This is a genomic window from Polynucleobacter sp. MWH-Berg-3C6, from assembly GCF_018881855.1.
Taxonomy (GTDB): domain Bacteria; phylum Pseudomonadota; class Gammaproteobacteria; order Burkholderiales; family Burkholderiaceae; genus Polynucleobacter.
Map to the genome: position 1 here is coordinate 928,041 of NZ_JACVPN010000001.1, position 19,110 is coordinate 947,150.

General features: G+C 46.5%; 18 protein-coding genes and 1 tRNA gene. 5 read left to right on the forward strand and 14 right to left on the reverse strand.

Translation table 11 applies throughout. The annotated features are described in order from the left end of the window. Positions 1 to 20 precede the first annotated feature (20 nt). The 6 genes from ICN13_RS04800 to ICN13_RS04825 form a co-directional block, all read right to left on the reverse strand. On the reverse strand, positions 21 to 1,568 hold the full coding sequence (locus tag ICN13_RS04800; protein ID WP_216139197.1) for a 2-isopropylmalate synthase: 1,548 nt from the start codon (positions 1,566 to 1,568) through the stop codon (positions 21 to 23). A 226-nt stretch (positions 1,569 to 1,794) separates the two neighbouring features. Next, positions 1,795 to 2,655, reverse strand: a complete 861-nt coding sequence (pssA, locus tag ICN13_RS04805; protein WP_216139198.1) for a CDP-diacylglycerol--serine O-phosphatidyltransferase — start codon at positions 2,653 to 2,655, stop codon at positions 1,795 to 1,797. A gap of 25 nt (positions 2,656 to 2,680) precedes the next feature. Then, positions 2,681 to 3,328: a phosphatidylserine decarboxylase gene (locus tag ICN13_RS04810; RefSeq protein WP_216139199.1), complete on the reverse strand. Its 648-nt coding sequence runs from the start codon at positions 3,326 to 3,328 to the stop codon at positions 2,681 to 2,683. Positions 3,329 to 3,370: 42 nt separating this feature from the next. Continuing rightward, positions 3,371 to 4,387 (reverse strand): ketol-acid reductoisomerase, encoded by a 1,017-nt coding sequence (gene ilvC / locus ICN13_RS04815; protein WP_216139200.1) that lies wholly within the window; start codon positions 4,385 to 4,387, stop codon positions 3,371 to 3,373. Between the two features lie 54 nt (positions 4,388 to 4,441). Then, positions 4,442 to 4,933 carry an acetolactate synthase small subunit gene (gene ilvN, locus ICN13_RS04820; RefSeq protein WP_216139201.1) on the reverse strand — a complete coding sequence of 164 codons (492 nt, stop codon included), beginning with the start codon at positions 4,931 to 4,933 and terminating at the stop codon, positions 4,442 to 4,444. After that, complete coding sequence (locus tag ICN13_RS04825; protein ID WP_216139202.1) at positions 4,933 to 6,720, reverse strand: acetolactate synthase 3 catalytic subunit; 1,788 nt, start codon at positions 6,718 to 6,720, stop codon at positions 4,933 to 4,935. Before ICN13_RS04825 ends, ilvN begins: the two co-directional genes overlap by 1 nt. A 192-nt stretch (positions 6,721 to 6,912) precedes the next feature. Here ICN13_RS04825 and ICN13_RS04830 point away from each other — a divergent pair, with 192 nt between their 5' ends. The 4 genes from ICN13_RS04830 to ICN13_RS04845 are packed head-to-tail and all read left to right on the forward strand — an operon-like array spanning position 6,913 to position 9,136. Further along, positions 6,913 to 7,482, forward strand: a complete 570-nt coding sequence (locus ICN13_RS04830; protein WP_216139203.1) for an RNA polymerase sigma factor — start codon at positions 6,913 to 6,915, stop codon at positions 7,480 to 7,482. Further along, complete coding sequence (locus ICN13_RS04835) at positions 7,479 to 7,940, forward strand: DUF3619 family protein (RefSeq protein WP_216139204.1); 462 nt, start codon at positions 7,479 to 7,481, stop codon at positions 7,938 to 7,940. The genes ICN13_RS04830 and ICN13_RS04835 overlap by 4 nt, the downstream gene beginning before the upstream one ends. A 14-nt stretch (positions 7,941 to 7,954) precedes the next feature. Further along, the gene (locus ICN13_RS04840; protein WP_216139205.1) at positions 7,955 to 8,572 is read left to right on the forward strand and encodes a DUF3106 domain-containing protein; all 618 of its coding nucleotides are present in this window, start codon (positions 7,955 to 7,957) and stop codon (positions 8,570 to 8,572) included. A 27-nt stretch (positions 8,573 to 8,599) separates the two neighbouring features. Next, a complete protein-coding gene (locus tag ICN13_RS04845) occupies positions 8,600 to 9,136 on the forward strand; it encodes an RDD family protein (protein ID WP_216139206.1) in 537 nt (178 codons plus the stop codon). Here the strand turns inward: ICN13_RS04845 and ICN13_RS04850 are convergent. From ICN13_RS04850 to ICN13_RS04880, 7 genes are all read right to left on the reverse strand, one after another. Further along, positions 9,133 to 11,613 carry an ABC transporter permease gene (locus ICN13_RS04850; protein ID WP_216139207.1) on the reverse strand — a complete coding sequence of 827 codons (2,481 nt, stop codon included), beginning with the start codon at positions 11,611 to 11,613 and terminating at the stop codon, positions 9,133 to 9,135. The genes ICN13_RS04845 and ICN13_RS04850 overlap by 4 nt on opposite strands. Next, complete coding sequence (locus ICN13_RS04855; protein WP_216139208.1) at positions 11,610 to 12,395, reverse strand: SDR family oxidoreductase; 786 nt, start codon at positions 12,393 to 12,395, stop codon at positions 11,610 to 11,612. The genes ICN13_RS04850 and ICN13_RS04855 overlap by 4 nt, the downstream gene beginning before the upstream one ends. Positions 12,396 to 12,437: 42 nt before the next feature. Further along, positions 12,438 to 13,064: a membrane integrity-associated transporter subunit PqiC gene (locus ICN13_RS04860; RefSeq protein ID WP_216139209.1), complete on the reverse strand. Its 627-nt coding sequence runs from the start codon at positions 13,062 to 13,064 to the stop codon at positions 12,438 to 12,440. Continuing rightward, positions 13,061 to 13,993 (reverse strand): MlaD family protein, encoded by a 933-nt coding sequence (locus tag ICN13_RS04865; RefSeq protein WP_216139210.1) that lies wholly within the window; start codon positions 13,991 to 13,993, stop codon positions 13,061 to 13,063. The genes ICN13_RS04860 and ICN13_RS04865 overlap by 4 nt, the downstream gene beginning before the upstream one ends. After that, on the reverse strand, positions 13,990 to 14,757 hold the full coding sequence (locus ICN13_RS04870; protein ID WP_216139211.1) for an ABC transporter ATP-binding protein: 768 nt from the start codon (positions 14,755 to 14,757) through the stop codon (positions 13,990 to 13,992). The genes ICN13_RS04865 and ICN13_RS04870 overlap by 4 nt, the downstream gene beginning before the upstream one ends. After that, positions 14,757 to 15,920: an ABC transporter permease gene (locus tag ICN13_RS04875; protein ID WP_216139306.1), complete on the reverse strand. Its 1,164-nt coding sequence runs from the start codon at positions 15,918 to 15,920 to the stop codon at positions 14,757 to 14,759. Before ICN13_RS04875 ends, ICN13_RS04870 begins: the two co-directional genes overlap by 1 nt. A gap of 163 nt (positions 15,921 to 16,083) precedes the next feature. Then, positions 16,084 to 16,160, reverse strand: a tRNA-Arg gene (locus ICN13_RS04880). Positions 16,161 to 16,178: 18 nt separating this feature from the next. Between ICN13_RS04880 and greB the strand changes: the two genes are divergently transcribed. Beyond that, on the forward strand, positions 16,179 to 16,679 hold the full coding sequence (greB, locus tag ICN13_RS04885) for a transcription elongation factor GreB (protein WP_216139212.1): 501 nt from the start codon (positions 16,179 to 16,181) through the stop codon (positions 16,677 to 16,679). A gap of 14 nt (positions 16,680 to 16,693) precedes the next feature. Here the strand turns inward: greB and ICN13_RS04890 are convergent, their stop codons facing one another. After that, positions 16,694 to 19,006: a bifunctional (p)ppGpp synthetase/guanosine-3',5'-bis(diphosphate) 3'-pyrophosphohydrolase gene (locus ICN13_RS04890; protein WP_216864019.1), complete on the reverse strand. Its 2,313-nt coding sequence runs from the start codon at positions 19,004 to 19,006 to the stop codon at positions 16,694 to 16,696. Between the last annotated feature and the right edge of the window lie 104 nt (positions 19,007 to 19,110).

Here is a 19,110-nt window from a genome sequence, read left to right on the forward strand (position 1 = left end):
CAAAAAAATGAAGGTGCCACTCAAGGTGTCATCTGTGCATTCAGCTTTGCTTGACTTGGATCATGCAATTTGTTCAAGGCCGACAAGTACGCCTTGGCAGAGGCAGCAATGATATCTGGATCAGTACCAACACCATTCACAATACGTCCGCCCTTGGCCAATCGCACGGTAACTTCACCCTGAGATTGAGTACCTGAAGTAATCGCATTGACTGAATAGAGTAATTGCTCTGCGCCGCTCTTAGCGATCTCTTCAATCGCATTCAAGCTTGCATCTACGGGACCATTTCCCTCGGCCTCAGAGCTGACCTCTTTCTCGCCCATGCGAAAGGTAATGCGTGATTTAGGACGCTCGCCAGTTTCAGAATGCTGACTCAATGAGATGAAGTGGTAATGCTCACCCTCCTCCGCTGCCGCAGAATCTGACATGATGGCAATGATGTCTTCATCAAAGATTTCTGCTTTTTGATCAGCTAAAGCTTTAAATCTAGCAAATGCTTCATTCAAATCCACTTCAGCTTCAACCGTAATACCTAATTCTTGTAAACGCTGTTTGAATGCATTGCGACCAGATAATTTACCTAAGACGATTTTGTTGGTAGACCAGCCCACATCTTCTGCGCGCATGATTTCATAAGTCTCGCGATTCTTCAAAATACCATCTTGATGAATACCAGATGCGTGAGCAAAGGCATTTGCACCAACCACCGCTTTATTTGGCTGCACCACAAAGCCAGTGATTTGAGAGACCAACTTAGATGCAGGAACAATTTGACTGGCATCAATACCGCACACCATATCGAAATAATCCTTACGAGTACGTAAGGACATCACAATTTCTTCTAATGCCGTATTACCAGCACGCTCACCCAAGCCATTAATGGTGCACTCAATCTGACGAGCCCCGCCAATCTTCACGCCTGCTAAAGAATTCGCAACCGCCATACCTAAGTCATTGTGGCAATGCACAGACCAAACAGCCTTATCTGAATTCGGTACACGTGTACGCAAGGTTTTAATGAACTCACCATACAACTCAGGAGTCGCATAACCTACAGTGTCTGGAATATTGATGGTAGTGGCGCCTTCATTAATTACAGCCTCAACCACTCTACATAAGAAGTCCATTTCTGAGCGATAGCCATCTTCTGCCGAGAACTCGATATCCTCTGCCAAATTTCTGGCAAAGCGAATGGAGCGTTTGGCTTGCTCCAAAACCTCTTCTGGAGACATACGCAATTTAACTGCCATATGCAATGGGCTTGTCGCCAAGAACGCATGAATACGTTTTGCCTTGGCAGCCTTTAAGGCATCAGAAGCACGGGTAATGTCTTTGTCATTTGCTCTAGCCAATGAACACACAATGGAGTCTTTAATGGCAGCAGCGACTGCTGAGATCGCCTGAAAGTCGCCTTCAGAGCTAGCAGCAAATCCCGCTTCGATCACATCGACTTTAAGACGCTCTAATTGACGAGCAATGCGTACTTTCTCATCCTTGGTCATTGAAGCACCAGGGGATTGCTCACCGTCACGCAAGGTGGTATCAAAAATGATTACTTTATCGCTCATCACTACTCTCCGGTTTTGAATACTTTATAAACATTTACTCAATTTGAATCTTAAAAACAAAAACCCCAGCAATTAGCTGGGGCTGGTATGTGGTGGTTAATGGATTATTTGGATCTCATCAACTCAGGCCTTACCCGCCCCAAGCTTTAGGCTTAGTGCTAGTAGAAGGAGGCTGTTTAGAGACAAATTCATGAACATGGAATTAATATACCCGAAAATTCTGAAATTAGCTAAAACGCTTGCCACTGAGTCGTTCCCAAGCCCAAATGACGTAGCCCGACACAGAATAGACCACAAAGACACCAAATAAGGTCAAAGGTGGATTGGAGGAAATTAATACAAACGTCAGGATCATCAGGACCATGACGCCAAAGGGCACACGGTAACGAATATCAAGGGCTTTGCCGCTATAAAAACGGGCATTTGAAACCATGGTCAAGCCAGCATAGACAGCGATAAAAAAGGTCACCCAGGGAATTAAGGTGTCGCGTACTGGGATCTTATTGTCATCAGCCAACCAAATAAATCCCGCCATCAGTGCGCCGGCCGCTGGACTTGGTAAACCCTGGAAGAACTTCTTATCAACAACGCCCGTATTCACATTGAAACGGGCTAAGCGCAAAGCGGCGCCAGCACAATAAGTAAACGCAGCTAACCAGCCCCACTTACCTAAATCCTTTAAAGCCCACTCGTAAGCAACTAATGCAGGAGCAACACCAAATGAAACCATGTCGGCAAGAGAATCATATTGCTCACCAAAAGCACTTTGAGTATTTGTCATGCGAGCCACTCGGCCATCCATGCCATCCAATACCAAGGAGGCAAAAATGGCAATTGCTGCCATTTCAAACTGGTGATTCATCGCATTCACAATTGCAAAGAAACCACAAAATAAAGCCGCTGTAGTAAATGCATTGGGAAGCAAATAAATTCCCTTGCTGCGTAAGCGAGGTTTTTGAGGATGGAGTTCCTCTACCTCGAAATCAAGTCCATCACCCAGTTCCTCAGCCCACTGTTCACCCTCACCTGCGCGTCTGTGCGCGAGGCGACTGCGATCAATGCGGCCACGACGGCGAAATGTAGTCAAAGAAAGCCCCAGTATTTAGTTGTAATCAGTCCAGGCCTGGCATGCGGGCTAAGGCTGTATTTGTTGCGAACACTTTATCACCAACGCTAACCAACGGTTCAGCTGTGAGTGGTAGATAGACATCAACCCTTGATCCAAAGCGGATAAAACCATAACGCTCACCTGCCTTAAGGCGGTCACCCACATGGGTATAACAAAGAATGCGTCGTGCAATCAGGCCTGCAACCTGTACCAAGGTCACTGTTTGACCGTTAGCATCAATCACAACAGCATTACGTTCATTCTCGGTGGAAGCCTTATCCAAATCTGCATTCACAAATTTACCCGGGAAATATTGAATCTCTTTTACTAGGCCATTAACAGCACTGCGATTGGAATGAACATTAAATACGTTCATGAACACACTGATTTTCAGTGCTTCACGACCAGCATAGGGATCATTGGCTTTTTCAACAACAACGATACGACCATCTGCAGGAGATAAAACCAAATCACGACCTAAAGCAGGAATGCGCTGTGGATCACGGAAGAACTGCAGAACAAAGATAAAGATAATCCAGAGTGGCCATGACCAAGCAATACCACCTAGAAAGTGGACCAATAGTGTCACAGCCCCCACTAGTGCTAAATACGGCCAACCTTCTTTCGCAATAATGGGGTGCGGATACATCATCTTTGTTCTGAGCCTTTTGTTGAACTGCTTTTGTTTTACTTCTTAGTTCTTGGTCTGGTCTACTAACTTGTTCTTAGCAATCCAAGGCATCATCGCGCGCAACTTAGCGCCAACGATTTCAATTTCGTGCTCAGCATTCAAGCGACGACGAGAAATCAAGGTTGGAGCACCAGCTTTGTTTTCCAAGATAAAGCTCTTTGCGTATTCGCCAGTTTGAATATCTTTCAAGCATTGACGCATTGCATTCTTAGTTTCCGCAGTAACAACACGTGGGCCAGTAACGTACTCGCCGTATTCAGCGTTGTTTGAAATTGAGTAGTTCATGTTTGCGATACCGCCTTCGTAGATCAAGTCAACGATCAACTTGAGCTCATGCAAGCACTCGAAGTAAGCCATTTCTGGAGCATATCCAGCTTCAACCAATACTTCAAAGCCAGTTTTAATCAGGTCAACTGCACCACCACAAAGAACAGCCTGCTCACCGAACAAGTCAGTTTCAGTTTCTTCACGGAAGTTTGTTTCGATGATGCCGGCACGACCACCACCGTTGGCTGTTGCATATGACAAAGCGAGATCACGTGCAGAACCAGATTTATCTTGGTAGACAGCGATCAAATGCGGAACGCCACCGCCCTGTGCGTAGGTACCACGTACTGTATGGCCAGGAGCCTTAGGAGCAATCATGATGACGTCCAAATCAGCACGTGGCTGCACTTGACCGTAGTGCACGTTAAAGCCATGTGCAAACGCTAACGCAGCACCTTGCTTGATATTGCCATGCACTTCTTTGTTGTACACATCGGCGATTTGCTCATCCGGCAATAGCATCATCACGATATCTGCGTCTTTTACGGCATCAGCAACTTCTTTTACTGTCAAACCAGCATTTGCTGCTTTGCTCCAAGATGCGCCACCTTTGCGCAAACCAACAGTCACGTTAACGCCAGAGTCCTTAAGGTTCAATGCGTGCGCATGACCTTGTGAACCGTAACCAATGATGGTGACTTTCTTGCCCTTAACGAGGGATAAGTCAGCGTCTTTATCGTAAAAAACTTTCATGCTATTTCCTTGTGTTGAAAAATCTAAATATTGCTTAAAAAATCGGTTGAAAAATTAAACTTTGAGGATGCGTTCACCGCGCCCAATACCAGAGCCGCCTGAACGAACTGTTTCCAGAATCGATGCACGATCGATGGAGTCAATAAATGCGTCTAACTTAGCGCCATCACCCGTCAATTCAATGGTGTAGCTCTTATCAGTCACATCAATAATGCGGCCGCGAAAAATGTCAGTAGTGCGCTTTAGCTCCTCACGCTCCTTACCAACAGCACGCACCTTAATCATCATGAGCTCACGCTCAATATGCGGACCTTCGCTCAGATCAAATACCTTAACAACCTCTACTAGGCGGTTTAAGTGCTTAGTGATTTGCTCGATCACATCGTCCGAGCCAATGGTGACGATGGTAATGCGTGACAAAGAGGGATCTTCAGTCGGTGCAACACTCAAAGCTTCAATGTTGTAACCGCGAGCCGAGAACAGGCCCACTACTCGTGATAATGCGCCCGGTTCGTTCTCAATCAATACAGAAATAATGTGTCGCATTAAAGATCCTCACTACCCAAAAGCATTTCAGTAATTCCCTTACCCGCTTGAACCATCGGCCAAACGTTTTCTTCTGGGTCAGTCTGGAAATCCATAAACACGGTACGATCTTTTAAGCGAATAGCTTCCTTGAGCGCGCCCTCAACATCAGACTTCTTCTCAATGCGCATACCAACATGACCAAAGGCTTCTGCCAATTTTACAAAGTCAGGCAAAGAATCCATGTAGGAGCTGGAGTAACGCTTGTTATAGGTAAGCTCTTGCCATTGACGAACCATACCTAAGTAACGGTTATTCAATGAAACAATCTTCACGGGGGTGTTGTATTGCTTGCAGGTAGAGAGCTCCTGAATGCACATCTGAATCGAGCCTTCACCCGTAATCGCAAATACATCCTTATCTGGGAATGCTTTCTTGATGCCCATAGCGTAAGGCAAGCCTACACCCATGGTGCCAAGACCCCCAGAGTTAATCCAACGACGTGGCTGATCAAACTTGTAGTACTGAGCAGCCCACATTTGATGCTGACCTACGTCAGAGGTAATGAAAGCATCGCCACCAGTCAGTTCCCATAACTTCTGAACCACATACTGTGGCTTCACAATCTGAGAAGCTTCGTCGTACTTCAAGCAATCTTTTTTACGCCACTCATTAATCTGATCCCACCAGGCGGCAACTTTGTCGCCATTTTTACGTGGGCCAGCTGCTTTGAGTTGCGCCGTCATCTCAACCAATACTTCTTTGAGATTGCCAACAATCGGAACATCTACCTTTACGCGCTTAGAAATCACGGAAGGGTCGATGTCAATATGAATGATTTTGCGAGGATGACTTGCAAAATGCTGTGTATTCCCAATTACTCGGTCATCAAAACGCGCACCAATTGCAATCAACACATCACTGTGCTGCATTGCCATATTGGCTTCATATGTGCCATGCATACCCAGCATGCCTACAAACTGTGGGCTTGTACCAGGAAATCCACCAAGACCCATTAAGGTATTAGTTACTGGATAACCCAACAGCTCTGCGAATTCTTTCAGCTCAGGTGCTGCGTCTGCAAGAATGATGCCACCACCGGTATAGATGTATGGGCGCTCTGCTTCTTGAAGTAACGCTATAGCTTTACGGATCTGCCCGCTATGACCCTTCACTACCGGGTTGTAAGAACGCATCTCCAGAGTTTCTGGATATACAAATGGACCCTTAGTTGCTGATACATCCTTGGGGATGTCAATCAATACTGGACCTGGGCGACCTGTCTGTGCAATGTGAAAGGCTTTCTTCAGTACCAAAGGAAGATCTTTAACGTCCTTTACCAAGAAGTTATGTTTCACAATTGGGCGAGTAATGCCAACGGTATCAGCCTCTTGGAACGCATCTTCACCAATTGCATAAGTTGGTACGTTACCGCTGATGATCACCATGGGGATCGAGTCGGTATAGGCCGTTGCAATTCCGGTAACCGCATTGGTTACTCCGGGACCGGAGGTTACTAATGCAACGCCAACCTTACCGGTTGCACGTGCATAACCATCGGCCGCATGAACGGCTGCCTGTTCGTGACGAACCAGGATGTGTTCAAACTTATCTTGTTTAAAAATTTCATCGTAGATAAAGAGAACGGAGCCGCCTGGGTAACCCCAAACGTATTCAACTCCCTCTTTGTGCAAAGCTTGCACGAGCATCTCTGCACCAATCATTTCTGGAGGTGCTGCTACGATATTGTGATTTGCTGAGTCTTTGTTAGCCTTAGTAGCTAAAAATTCGGCGCTGCTTGTATTCATTTTCTTTCGTCCTTTGCAATTTTCGGCAAAAAATTGTTTGGTCTGTTCTATCTCTTGCTTGTGGCCTGAGTTCGAACGGCGCTGCTACCGGAAAAACCACTTCTTGAATGAGAATCTAGGTAGTAAGCCTTATATTCTATAGCAATCCCCTAAAATAGCCCAATTCTTACCGATTCAGGTCTAATCCATTGCATGGCATCAGCCCAAGAACTATCTGACTTTCTGAGCAGTGTCGAGCAGCGTGCGTTTAAGCAAGCCGTATATGCCGTGCGTGATGATGACGCTGCCATGGATATTGTTCAGGATGCCATGATCAAATTGGCTGAAAAATACGGTGACCGCCCAGCAGCTGAGCTCCCCCTGGTATTCACCAGAATCCTGCAAAACCGGATCCACGACTGGTTTCGGCGCCAAAAGGTCAGAAATACCTGGGTCACCCTGTTTTCCAACATGGGTAAGAAAGCCGATGAAAACGATGATTTTGACCCTTTGGAGTCACTTTCAGCGCCAGATGACAGTGAAATTCACCAAGATGGGGCTCAAAAGCTTGAACAGAGTCAGCTTTTACAGGCTTTGGAGTCAGAAATTGCTAAATTACCTGTACGTCAACGAGAAGCCTTCCTGATGCGTTATTGGGATGAGCTAAGTATTACTGAAACCGCTAAAGCAATGAGTTGTAGCGAAGGAAGTGTCAAAACCCATTGTTCTAGAGCCACCCAGACCCTAGCTAAAGCATTGAAACTAAAAGGAATTACGCTGTGAAACACTTTGATGACCAACTTACCGAGACCCAAGCAGACCAATTTGGCCATGCTAGTGCCGCCCTGCTTAGCCAAGGCGCCCAGAGTCTGCCTGCTGGCATTAAAGAGCGCCTCCATGCAGCTCGCGTGAAAGCCCTTTCCGTTAGAAAAACAGAGAAAGTATTGGCTCATAAACCCGTATTTGCAGGCACCGCTGGAAGCTGGAGCTCCGGATCGAACGGCATGTGGGATACGCTTGGCTGGATAGCGCCTCTTGTAGTGCTGGTATTTGGATTAATTGGTATTGCCCAATGGCAAGATGATTCTCGTATCAACGACATTGCCGAAGTAGATGCGGCGCTATTGTCTGATGATGTCCCACCCGATGCCTATGCTGACAGTGGCTTCTTAGCTTTCCTGAAGAATGGTCCTCTTTCTGATTCTGGCGATTCTGCTACAGACTCAGTTCAAAGCAAATAATTCAGTACTACTCGATGTTACAAACACCGAAGTCTTTTATTGCTAGCGCTTTGGCAGCGCTAGTGATGTGCATGCTTGGTATTCATGCATCTACTGCGCTCGCACAAGCAACGCCAAGTGCAGCCCACGGAAAAGCCCCCGCCATTCCAGAAAAGAAACCGGATGGAACATGGGAAGGCCTTAAGCCTGCACAACAACAGATTCTGGCCCCATTGGAAAGTGATTGGGACTACATGCTTCCCGATAGCCGTAAGAAATGGATCCAAGTAGCCAATATCTACCCAAAAATGAGTCCGCAAGATCAGCAACGCCTGCAGTCTCGCATGTCAAGCTGGTCTAACCTCTCACAAAAAGAGCGTCGCATTGCGCGTGAAAACTATCTCAGCAGCCTCAAGTTTCCAGCTGAGAAAAAAGCTGAAGCGTGGACGGCCTATCAAAAGCTGAGTGATGAGCAAAAGAAAAAATTGGCTGAAACGCAGACCAAGAAAAAGCCCAATGCCATTAATGCGCCTACACTACAGCAACATGCGATTAACCCAAACTCTACCCCAGCTCCACCCGCTCCAAATCCACGAAGTATCCCAGCTGAACCTTCTGGATCGGCCACTGAGAGCAGTGCACCCAACAACTAGTTTTTTGATGACCTTCAAAGCGGTTTTATGACGCCTGCTGAACTAACAGTTTTACCCTCCCCACAATTTTGGCGCCGTGTTTCGTGCTGCCTGTATGAGCAACTCGTACTTCTTGGGGTTATCGCACTCACCTTTTTGCTTCCCAACCTTGGCCTAGGAATTTTGTTTGGAGTTTCATTGCCAAGCTGGTTAACTTTTTTATATCTTTACACCGTCTTAGGCATCTACTTCGTTTGGTATTGGACAAAATCAGGCCAGACATTGGCGATGCAAACATGGCGTATTCGTTTGATTGATTGCCAAGGTCACACACTCAAAAAACGCCAGGCTTTTTGGCGCTACCTATATGGCTCTCTATGGATCATTCCTTGTGTTTTGTTGCAATGGGCGTTCCACCTGGAGAAATGGCAAATCATTGAAATGCTTTTTGCAGTAGCCCTCTTTTTTTGGCCACTCACGATTTACTTAGATCGTAAAGATCCTATGCAACGTCAAAGCTTAGCCGATCGGTTTGCGGGCACACGCCTTGTTGAGTTACCCAAGAACTTAGTCAAGCTAACTTAGTGACTCTCTCTTAAGCACTCAATGGCAGTAGCACTCTGAATCTTTTGACCAAAGCGATACCCCGCTGCTAGACAAGCAAGGACCCCAAAGCAAACTCCCATGAGGAGTGACTGCCCAAAGGCGTTAAATTCAATCTCCATTACATAACGACCTAAGGCCCAGGCAGCCGCTCCTGCTGCAAGACCAGCTAAGGTACCTGCAACAAAACCGATAACCAGCAATTCAACACGCGCAATGCTGGCCAATGTATCGCGTGAAGCGCCGATTGCTTTTAATAAGGCAGCGTTTCGATATCGATCATCTTGAGTTGCAGAAATAGCAGCCACCAGCACCAATACTGCCGCTGCAATCGTAAATGCAAATAGTAGACCTAGTGCAGCAGAGAGTTTATTTAAAACATCTTGGATCTGCTTTAAGGAAGCCGATACATCAACGACCGTAAGGTTGGGATAAGCCTGACTCACCTGAAAATCAAGAGCCTCTTGCTCTGGGGCTTGATAGTAAGAAGTAATCCAAGACTGTGGCAATGCGCTTAATTGTGCTGGCGGCATGATTACAAAGAAATTCACCCGCATCGAACCCCAATCCAATTTACGCAGTGATGTAATTGGAGCGGTAATTTTTTCACCCGCCACTTCAAAAGTAAGCTCGTCACCCATCTTGAGTTTGAGGGTTTTTGCGATTCCTACTTCCATCGATATTTGCGGGCTATCACCCGAGATCCATTTACCTTCAGTCAGGCGGTTACCTGGCGGTAACCGATCGGTGTAAGAGAGATTAAATTCTCGATCCACTAAACGCTTGGCATTATCTTCTACAAAATCATTCGGAGAGATATCGCGCGCATTAATTGCAACCAAGCGACCTCGGATCATGGGGTAGAAGTCTGGCTTTGTCACGCCAGCGTTCACTAAAGACTGAGTGATATTCAATTTTTGATCACCCTGCACATTGATCATGAAACGATTTGGTGCGTCTGCAGGAATATTTCCTTGCCAGGTATTTAACAAATCCTGGCGTAGCAATAAGATCATCAGCAGAGCCATTAAGGCAATACCTAGCGCAGTGATTTGCATCACTGCAAAACCAGAACGCCTGCTTTGCGCAGTAATCGCAAAGCGAAGGGCAAAGTTCTTAGTCTGAATTCTGCTCAACAACTGAAGAACTAACCAGGCAAAACCAGAAAACACCACAATCGCCCCACCAAAGCTAAGGCCGACCCAGAAAGCCAGCTTCCAGTCTCGTGCTGCAAGCGCAATCAGAATGGCTGCCGTACCTAAACCAAAAATAGCCACCCAGATGGCTGAACTATTAATGCCTGTAAATTCTTTACGTATGAGCCGTATCGGAGAAATCTTCACCAATGAAAAGATTGGCGGCCCAGCAAATCCAATTAATAAGAAAAAAGTGAAAAGTGAGCTCCAAATAACCGGCCAGAATGAAACACTAGGCAAGTTAGTCAGAATCAAATTTCCCAGCAAGATGGTGAGCAGCAATTGCACTAAATAACCAAGGGCAGACCCAAAAAGCGCAGCGAAGATACCCAGGCCCAAAATAGTTTTTAATTGTTTTTGAAGAATGATGGATGAAGTGGCGCCAAAGCATTTGAGGACGGCGCAACCATCTGCCTGTTTTAGCGCATATCGACGCGCTGATAAAGCAATTGCTACTGCCGCTACCATCGCTGTTAAGACCGCAATCAGAGAAAGAAAGCGCTCTGCCCGTTCTAAGGTCTTACGCATCACAGGCTGCGCATTTTCTAAGGTCTCGATGCGCAAGCCACGCAAGCCCTCAGAATCTATATAGGCCTTTACCCATTTCTCATATGACTGAACTTCTTCATCATCCCCAGCGAGCAGCAAGCGATAGGTCACCCTACTACCAAGACCGATTAAATCTGTGCCTGGCAAATCCTCTAATGACATCATCACACGTGGTGCAAAGTTCATAAAGCCTGCACCGCGGTCTATTTCACGCTCGAGTACGCCAGCAATCAGAAATGTTTTATTTCCCAGCTTCATTTGATCGCCAAGCTTTGCTTGCAAGCTGCCTAGCATTACAGGATCGACCCAGACAGAACCGGGGGGTGGTCCAGCTTTAAAAATTGCGCTGCTGGACTGTACTTGCAGAGCACCTCGTAATGGGTACAGTGGACTTACCGCTTTCAAGGAGGCTAACTTGCTCTGCGATCCCACGCTTGCCATACTCGGAAACACAATAGTCTGAGCAGCCTTTAGACCATTACTCGCCGCTTGTGCAATAAATTGTTCTGGTAGAGGCTGATCTGATGCAATCAAAACATCGGAGGCAAGCAATTGGCGCGCATCAAACTGAAATGCCCTTTGCATCCGGTCGGCAAGAAAACTAACGCTAGATAAAGCCGTAACTGAGAGCGTTAACGCTACAAATAGCCAAGCCAGCTCACGAGAGCGCAGCTCTTGTCTTAAACCCTTGAGAAAGTCGGCTATATGCTTCAAACTGCCTGAATCTGACCGCCATCTACCCGCATGACAGTGCCCGTAATAAAGGAGGCGTTCTGGCTAGCTAAAAATGCAGCAGCATCGCCATATTCTTCAGGGTCGCCATAACGGCTCATCGGAATCTGCCTCAAGCTTGCTTTAACCGCATCTTCGTAGGAAGTGCCCTCACGCTTGGCTTTCGCCTCATCCAATTGGCGCAAGCGGTCAGTTGCAATCCGACCCGGCATGATAATGTTTACAGTGATACCTTCCTTCGCTACTTCGCCAGACAATGTTTTAGACCATGCCAGCAGTGCAGCCCGCAAGGTATTGGAAATTGCTAAATTTTGAATTGGAGCAATAGCGCCTGAGGTAGTGCTGGTAATAATGCGCCCCCATTGACGCTCACGCATTCCCGGTAATATGCGGTCTGTAATGGCAATCAATGACAAAACCATATCGTTAAAGCTTTTTTGCCAGAGAGCAGGATCTTGTCCAGCAGCCGGTGTTGGAGGCGGTCCACCAGTGTTGTTGATCAAGATATCAATTGGGCCAAGCTCTTTTTCAACTTGAGAAACCAAGCCATCAATCACAGAAGTATCTGAAAGATCCCAGTTGAGGGCCAAGGCTTTGCCACCAACTGCCTCAATCAACTCAACGGAACGCTTAAGACCCTCGGGATTGCGGCCAGTGACAGCAACATTCACACCCTCACGCGCCAATGACACTGCCATAGCTTGACCTAAGCCACGGCTCGATGCCATGACCAATGCGACCTTACCTTTAATACCTAAATCCATTTTGTCTCCCAACTAGTAATCATATTTAGCGCTACTTTCAGTTCAATATCCTATTGGCTTAGGAAGATTTGCAGCATATTTATCTAGCTGCACCTCATACTCCCTAAAAATCTCTGCGAGAGCCTGTTGTTGACCCATCACCAAGGCCTCTGGTGTGTTGTCTTTTAAAGCAATGCGTTTGGTATATCGGTTGCTACCAATCAAGGGGTTCCCTTTACCGCTATTAGTCACGGTCAAGAAAAACTCCATACTGACTACTGCTTCAGGCCTCACACGATAGTCGCCATAAAACTCATTAACGGTTGCTTGTAGGGTGTAATACGGAAAGAAGCTATTGCTTTGCCCTACTGCCGCAGAAAAAATACCCGATTTATTGATCCATTGGCGCTCTGCGTTTGCGATCATATCGGCCGGCAGTGTCGTATAAACGTTATAAAAATCTTTCTCAAAACGTTGATCACCAAGGCGGTAAACCAAAGACCTACCATCGTATGGAGGCGCTACCGAAACAGAGCCAATTTTGAGCCAAAGGCTTGAGCGACTCTTAAGTGGTTCACCACTGCGCTCAGGATTCACCATGAAAGCAGTTGGAGTAACGGGTGAGCGGGATGGCAGTGAGCAAGCAAACAAACCTAAAACTACGGCAGATAGAAAAATGCGCTTCATCATTTTTGAACTCCAGATTGTCCTTGTGTGCCATTCATCGGGAGCACGATTTTTGCAGGAGGCTCACCCCAGATCAAACTAGAAGGAGATTGGCTAGCTATACGGCTGAACTCATTGAGATTCTCAGTGGTCTGCTTGAGATTTTCAATAGTTGCAGTAGTGTCCCCCTGAATACCAGTTACCGTTTGTCTTAAGGAGACAATGGTTCCGATCAATTCACGCATGAGGATGCTTAACTCCTCCTTATCCGTTACCTTAGCAATACGCTCCATGATGACATTGAGAGATTGAACGGAGCGCACTAGCCCTTCATGGCTCTTGCCATCACCTGCCATCAAAGTATTGAGATTAGCCAACAAGAGATCAAACTTCTTTTGGGTTTCCTCAATATTTGCATGATTAAGCGAGCTTACGAATTTCTCTAACCCAGAGATAATTTCGTCAGCTTGATTGGGTAGCGATGGAATTACAGGCTCAGCAGGCTTCCAGCCGTATGCAAGAGGAACATAGTCGGAATTCCCTTCGGAGAAATCAAACTCGACATAGTTGACGCCCGTAATACCCATAGACTTCACGCGTGCCCTGAGATTATTTTTAACAAACTCTTCAACCTGATCCTCGGTTAATTTATCCCCAAAGATTTGCATGCGTATCACAACATATTGAAGACGCTTCTCGAAGGGAATATCTTTTTCATAGATGTCGCCTGATAATCCAATCATGGTTACCTGCCCTATCTTCACTCCCCTGAAGCGTACAGCAGCACCTGTATCCAAACCAGTGACAGATTGCTTCAAATAGGTTTCTACTTCAAAGGATTTTTTGAATAGCTGCCCTGATCCAAAGATCAAGATAATTGCAATCAATACCCCGATTGCGGCGAGCACAAAAACGCCTAATCGAAAATAGTTTGGATTTGAATTATTGCTCATGCAGCTTCCTTGCTCATCATGCGATTGAAGAATTGATGCACCCTAGGATCAGGGCTTGTATCTCTTAAGACTTTAGGATCACCTTGAGCAATAATGCCTTTGCTACCTTTATCCAACATAATCACCTTGTCTGCAATAGCATAAATACTAGCTAGTTCATGCGAGACAATCACAAAAGTGATGCCTAAGTTTTTAGAAAGATCCAAAATCGTACTATCTAGATCTGCTGAAGTAATCGGGTCAAGACCTGCAGAGGGCTCATCTAAGAAGAGGATCTTAGGATCTAAGGCCATCGCTCTGGCGATCGCAGCACGCTTTTGCATACCACCGCTAATTTCGCTAGGCATATAGCTCTCATAAGGCAAAAGACCCACCAAATCCAACTTACAGCGCGCTACTAGATCCATCTGATCCTGCCGAAGATCGGTGTACTCCTGCATAAATAGTGTCACATTGTCCAGCAAGTTCATTGAGCCAAATAAAGCGCCTTGTTGATACATCACACCAAAGCTAGTCATAATCTTTTGGCGCTGTGCACCATATGCAGTCGTGATGTTCATGCCTTCAATCAGTACATCGCCAGATAAAGGCTCGTACAGACCAAAAAGATTTTTGAGTAAGCTGGATTTACCGCAACCAGAGCCGCCCAAGATCACGAAAATCTCGCCGTAATTTACTGAGAAGTTGAGATTTTGCAAAAGAATATTTGAGCCGTAACCCACGGTCAAATTTTGCACATCAATCGCAAGGGTGTTCTGATCCATTAGAAGCCTGTCTTATAAGAGATGTATGCAAAGATGCCATCCACCACCACAATCATGACAATACTACTGACCACTGCACGGGTCGCAGAGATGCCGACCGCCGCTGCGCCAGTACCTGTTTGCATACCGCGTAGACAGCCAACAGCAGATACAACAACACCAAACAAGGTTGCCTTAATCAATCCGGAGCCAATATCCTCAATTGTCACTGTCTGCAACATACCGTTCCAGAAATTAATAAATGGGACATCATAGGCAAGCATCGTCACCATAGAAGCAAAAATACTAACGATGTCAGCAAATAGAGTGAGAACTGGCATCACTAAAATTCCAGCGAGCACTCGGGGCACTACCAAGAAACGAATTGGGCTCAGGCCGCCAGTCACCAATGCATCAACTTCGCTATTCACGGTCATCGTGCCAATCTCAGCAGCAAAAGCTGCCGATGAACGACCAGCAAGCAAAATCGCTGTGATCAGAGGCCCCATCTCGCGTACAACACCCAGTGCAGCTAAGGGGCCTACAAAAGAGACCGCTCCAAACTGCTCCATCCCAATTGCTGCCTGAAAAGACAAAATAACGCCAATTAAAAAGGACACCAGACCAACAATTGGCAAAGCAGCAATGCCCGCTTGAACAGCCGCATTGACAAAGTCACCCCAGCGTACTTGCTTTGGATTACGCAAGGACCAAAATAAATCTGCTGCTAGGTGGCCCGTGAAGGTAACCAGACCTTTTGCATCATTGATAAGGGCCTGGGTTGCTTTACCAGTTTCCACAATGAGGCTACTCTTCAGAGTTGCTTTGGGGACTGGAAATAAATTAGTGATTGGGTCAAACTCTTTGAGCAATGGCTCATATTTAGGATCTAACCCAACGATGGAAAATTGACCACCAGATTTTTGCTGTGCTTCTTCCAGATCAATTAAAAAAGCAATGCCCGCACCATCGAGAGATGCAATATTAGTGGCATCAAAGACTAAGGAGTGATTGCCAGAGCTTTTTAACCAGGCATCCTGTTGTGCGCGTATTTGGGTCCACACATTGGTAAGTGAATAGACATCCACTTTGCCAGCAATGAATACCTTGGCATTCTGTGAGTCGACCAATACCCACTTCGCAACCGAAGTATCTACTATGGTGGTATCCGTACTGGTCGTCATTGTCAAAAAAGGTGTTCTAGTAAGCTTCTAAAGTACTGATACGGGTCATTATGGCAATTTCGAGCTGGCGCCGAGAATCTTCCAATCCCAACTATAAGGGATCTTGATGAAGGGCTTAAGAAAGTGAAAAGGGCCTAGTTTTTCAACTAGGCCCTCAATAAGATGGTGCGGCTGGCAGGAATTGAACCCACGACCCCTTGGTTCGTAGCCAAGTACTCTATCCAGCTGAGCTACAGCCGCAACAGCCATAATTATGCCATGGAAGAGAAAAACTACATCACACCTGCTGGCCACGAACGCATCAAAGCTGAGCTTCTACAGCTCTTAAACCTTGATCGGCCTGAGGTAGTCAAGGTAGTTCACTGGGCAGCCTCCAATGGCGATCGCTCGGAAAATGGGGACTATATATATGGTAAAAAGCGACTTCGAGAGATTGACCGCCGGATTCGGTTCCTGAATAAAAGACTGGAATTTGCCGTCGTTGTAGACAATCTAGCCCGTAAAAATGGGGATGCCGATGCCGAGCAAGTCTTCTTCGGAGCTACAGTTACCTACTCCCCACTAGAGGGTCCAGATGCTGGAAAAGAAACGGTAATCACGATTGTGGGGGTTGACGAGGTGGACCTTGAGAAAGGCCACGTTAGTTGGGTATCACCAATTGCCAAAGCTTTAATCAAAGCCAGATTAGGAGATTGTGTATCGATCCAAACTCCTACTGGTCCATGTGAGATTGAAATACTGGACGTTCAGTATCTCTAGAAAGATTTGGGAATTTAAAGCGCCCGGGTGCGAGTCACTCGCATAACGTCATGGTTGGTACGCAAGCTACGCATGACCTTTGACAAATGCAAACGGTCATAAACCTGGATCGTGAAACGAATAGTGACTGAGTCTTCTTTGTAGCGATCTTCCATCGATACATTCATGATATTAGAATCCGCAGAGGTCACGCTACTCGCAACACGGGCCAGAACACCCTTACCTTGACGGGTATCAATCGCTAAATCAACCTCAAACTCACGATGAACTTCTTTACCCCACTCTACTTCGACCCACTTATCGCCATCCTTTGACAGCATGCGCAAGGCAACTGGGCAATCGTTGGTATGAACCTGTAGACCCTCACCCTTACCAAGATAGCCAATAATGTTATCGCCCGGTATGGGGTGGCAGCAGGTCTGAAAGCTGATGGAGTTACCTTCACGTCCATCCACCAAGATAGCCTGGCGCTGATGGTGACTGACCTCGGTGGTAGATGCAATCCAGTCAGCAGCACCCAAACGCATTTGATCGCCACCGCCCTCATCATCAATCAAGATCTTGAGACGAATTGCGAGCTCTTGAGGAGATCTTCTGCCTAAAGCAATATTGACGCAGGCCTCTTCACGCGTTTTATCGCCGGTCCAGTGCATCAACTTTTCCCAAATCTCTGGGGTAATCAAGGCAGCATCAACACCCTGCTGCCGAAGACCATTAGCCAAGAGGCGCTCGCCCAATTGCAAAGACTCAGCATAGTGCTTTGTTTTTAGGGAATGGCGTATCGAAGCGCGCGCCTTACCGGTGCGCACAAAGGCCAACCAACCAGGATTCGGCTGGGAATTTGCTGAAGTCACTACTTCAATAATGTCGCCATTCTTCAGTTCGCTACGTAGCGGTAACTGAAGGCCATTGATCTTTACGGCAACGCAATTGTTTCCAAGATCGCTATGAATCGAATAAGCAAAGTCTAGCGCTGTTGCACCTCTTGGTAAGGCTCTGATTTGCCCTTTAGGTGTGAAGACATAAACCGCATCTGGGAACAAATCAATCTTGACATGTTCTAAAAATTCTTGAGAATCGCCGCTGCTATCCTGAATATCGATTAAGGACTGTAACCACTGATGAGCACGGTTCTGCACCTCGCTCATATCCGGAGAGCCATCTTTATAAGCCCAATGGGCCGCAACACCAGCCTCAGCTACCGCATGCATGTCGGTCGTACGAATCTGGAATTCCACAGGAACGCCTGATGGACCCAATAAGGTCGTATGAAGTGATTGATAGCCATTCAACTTCGGAATGGCAATGTAATCCTTGAACTTGCCTGGCATTGGCTTATACAGAGAATGCAAGATGCCCAAGGCACGATAGCACTCATCAATACTATGCACTGTAACGCGGAAGGCATACACATCCAACACCTGAGAAAAGCTCACATGCTTGCTGCGCATTTTGTTATAGATGCTATAGAGCGTCTTTTCTCGACCACGTAAATCTACATCGAGATTGGCTTTTGCAAAAGACATCCGTGAGGCTTGCAAAATCTTTTCAATCATTTCCTTACGATTACCACGCGCCCTTTTTACCGCACCCTCAATGACGCGAAAGCGCATGGGCATGGAATAGCGAAAGCTCAGATCTTGCAAATCACGATAAATAATGTTCAAACCTAAGCGGTGTGCAATAGGCGCATAAATTTCGATTGTCTCTGCAGCAACCCGACGGCGCTTCTCCATCGGAACAGCATCTAAAGTGCGCATATTGTGTGTACGGTCGGCCAACTTTACCAAGATGACTCGGACATCACGCGCCATCGCCATAAACATTTTGCGAAAGCTCTCGGCCTGCGCCTCTGCATGACTTTGGAATTCTAATTTATCAAGCTTAGTTAATCCCTCAACCAATTCGGCCACCTTAGCGCCAAACTTTTCAACCAAGTCTGCTTTAGTAGAGCCGGTATCTTCAATCACATCATGCAATAAAGCCGCCATAATCGATGGCGCATCTAAACGCCAAGTAGCGCAGAGCTCAGCTACTGCAACTGGATGGGTAATATAAGGCTCGCCGCTGTGACGGTACTGACCCAAGTGAGCAGTATCTGCAAACTGAAATGCTTTTTTGACTAAGGCTAGCTCATCAGACTTTAAATAAGTAAGTTTCGAGAGCAGGTTATCAATCGAAACAACTTGGTGCTTTAGAGGCGTACTAGGCGCAGACGTTGGCCCGAATAGATGGCGACTTGATTGCGCCAGCAATGTTGCTAGAACTGACTGATTGCTATTATCTTGATTGATTTGCTTTGATGTATCTGAAGGTATGCTCAACAGATCAACTTGGGTTGCCCCAAGCGAAGTCTCCCTAGGCGAGACCCCTCCTACTAATTCCGATGTTTTGACTATTCCTAAAGGGAGCTCCACACCGGAACTCCTAA

What these genes read in the sequence shown, in the direction of transcription:
- ICN13_RS04845 (WP_216139206.1), top strand. Translation starts at nt 8,600, where the DNA reads ATGACGCCTGCTGAACTAACAGTTTTACCCTCCCCACAATTTTGGCGC.
- ilvC (WP_216139200.1), bottom strand. Translation starts at nt 4,387, where the DNA reads ATGAAAGTTTTTTACGATAAAGACGCTGACTTATCCCTCGTTAAGGGC.
- ICN13_RS04810 (WP_216139199.1), bottom strand. Translation starts at nt 3,328, where the DNA reads ATGATGTATCCGCACCCCATTATTGCGAAAGAAGGTTGGCCGTATTTA.
- ICN13_RS04825 (WP_216139202.1), bottom strand. Translation starts at nt 6,720, where the DNA reads ATGAATACAAGCAGCGCCGAATTTTTAGCTACTAAGGCTAACAAAGAC.
- ilvN (WP_216139201.1), bottom strand. Translation starts at nt 4,933, where the DNA reads ATGCGACACATTATTTCTGTATTGATTGAGAACGAACCGGGCGCATTA.
- ICN13_RS04860 (WP_216139209.1), bottom strand. Translation starts at nt 13,064, where the DNA reads ATGATGAAGCGCATTTTTCTATCTGCCGTAGTTTTAGGTTTGTTTGCT.
- ICN13_RS04800 (WP_216139197.1), bottom strand. Translation starts at nt 1,568, where the DNA reads ATGAGCGATAAAGTAATCATTTTTGATACCACCTTGCGTGACGGTGAG.
- greB (WP_216139212.1), top strand. Translation starts at nt 16,179, where the DNA reads ATGGAAGAGAAAAACTACATCACACCTGCTGGCCACGAACGCATCAAA.
- ICN13_RS04865 (WP_216139210.1), bottom strand. Translation starts at nt 13,993, where the DNA reads ATGAGCAATAATTCAAATCCAAACTATTTTCGATTAGGCGTTTTTGTG.
- ICN13_RS04830 (WP_216139203.1), top strand. Translation starts at nt 6,913, where the DNA reads ATGGCATCAGCCCAAGAACTATCTGACTTTCTGAGCAGTGTCGAGCAG.
- ICN13_RS04870 (WP_216139211.1), bottom strand. Translation starts at nt 14,757, where the DNA reads ATGGATCAGAACACCCTTGCGATTGATGTGCAAAATTTGACCGTGGGT.
- ICN13_RS04855 (WP_216139208.1), bottom strand. Translation starts at nt 12,395, where the DNA reads ATGGATTTAGGTATTAAAGGTAAGGTCGCATTGGTCATGGCATCGAGC.
- ICN13_RS04875 (WP_216139306.1), bottom strand. Translation starts at nt 15,920, where the DNA reads ATGACGACCAGTACGGATACCACCATAGTAGATACTTCGGTTGCGAAG.
- ICN13_RS04840 (WP_216139205.1), top strand. Translation starts at nt 7,955, where the DNA reads ATGTTACAAACACCGAAGTCTTTTATTGCTAGCGCTTTGGCAGCGCTA.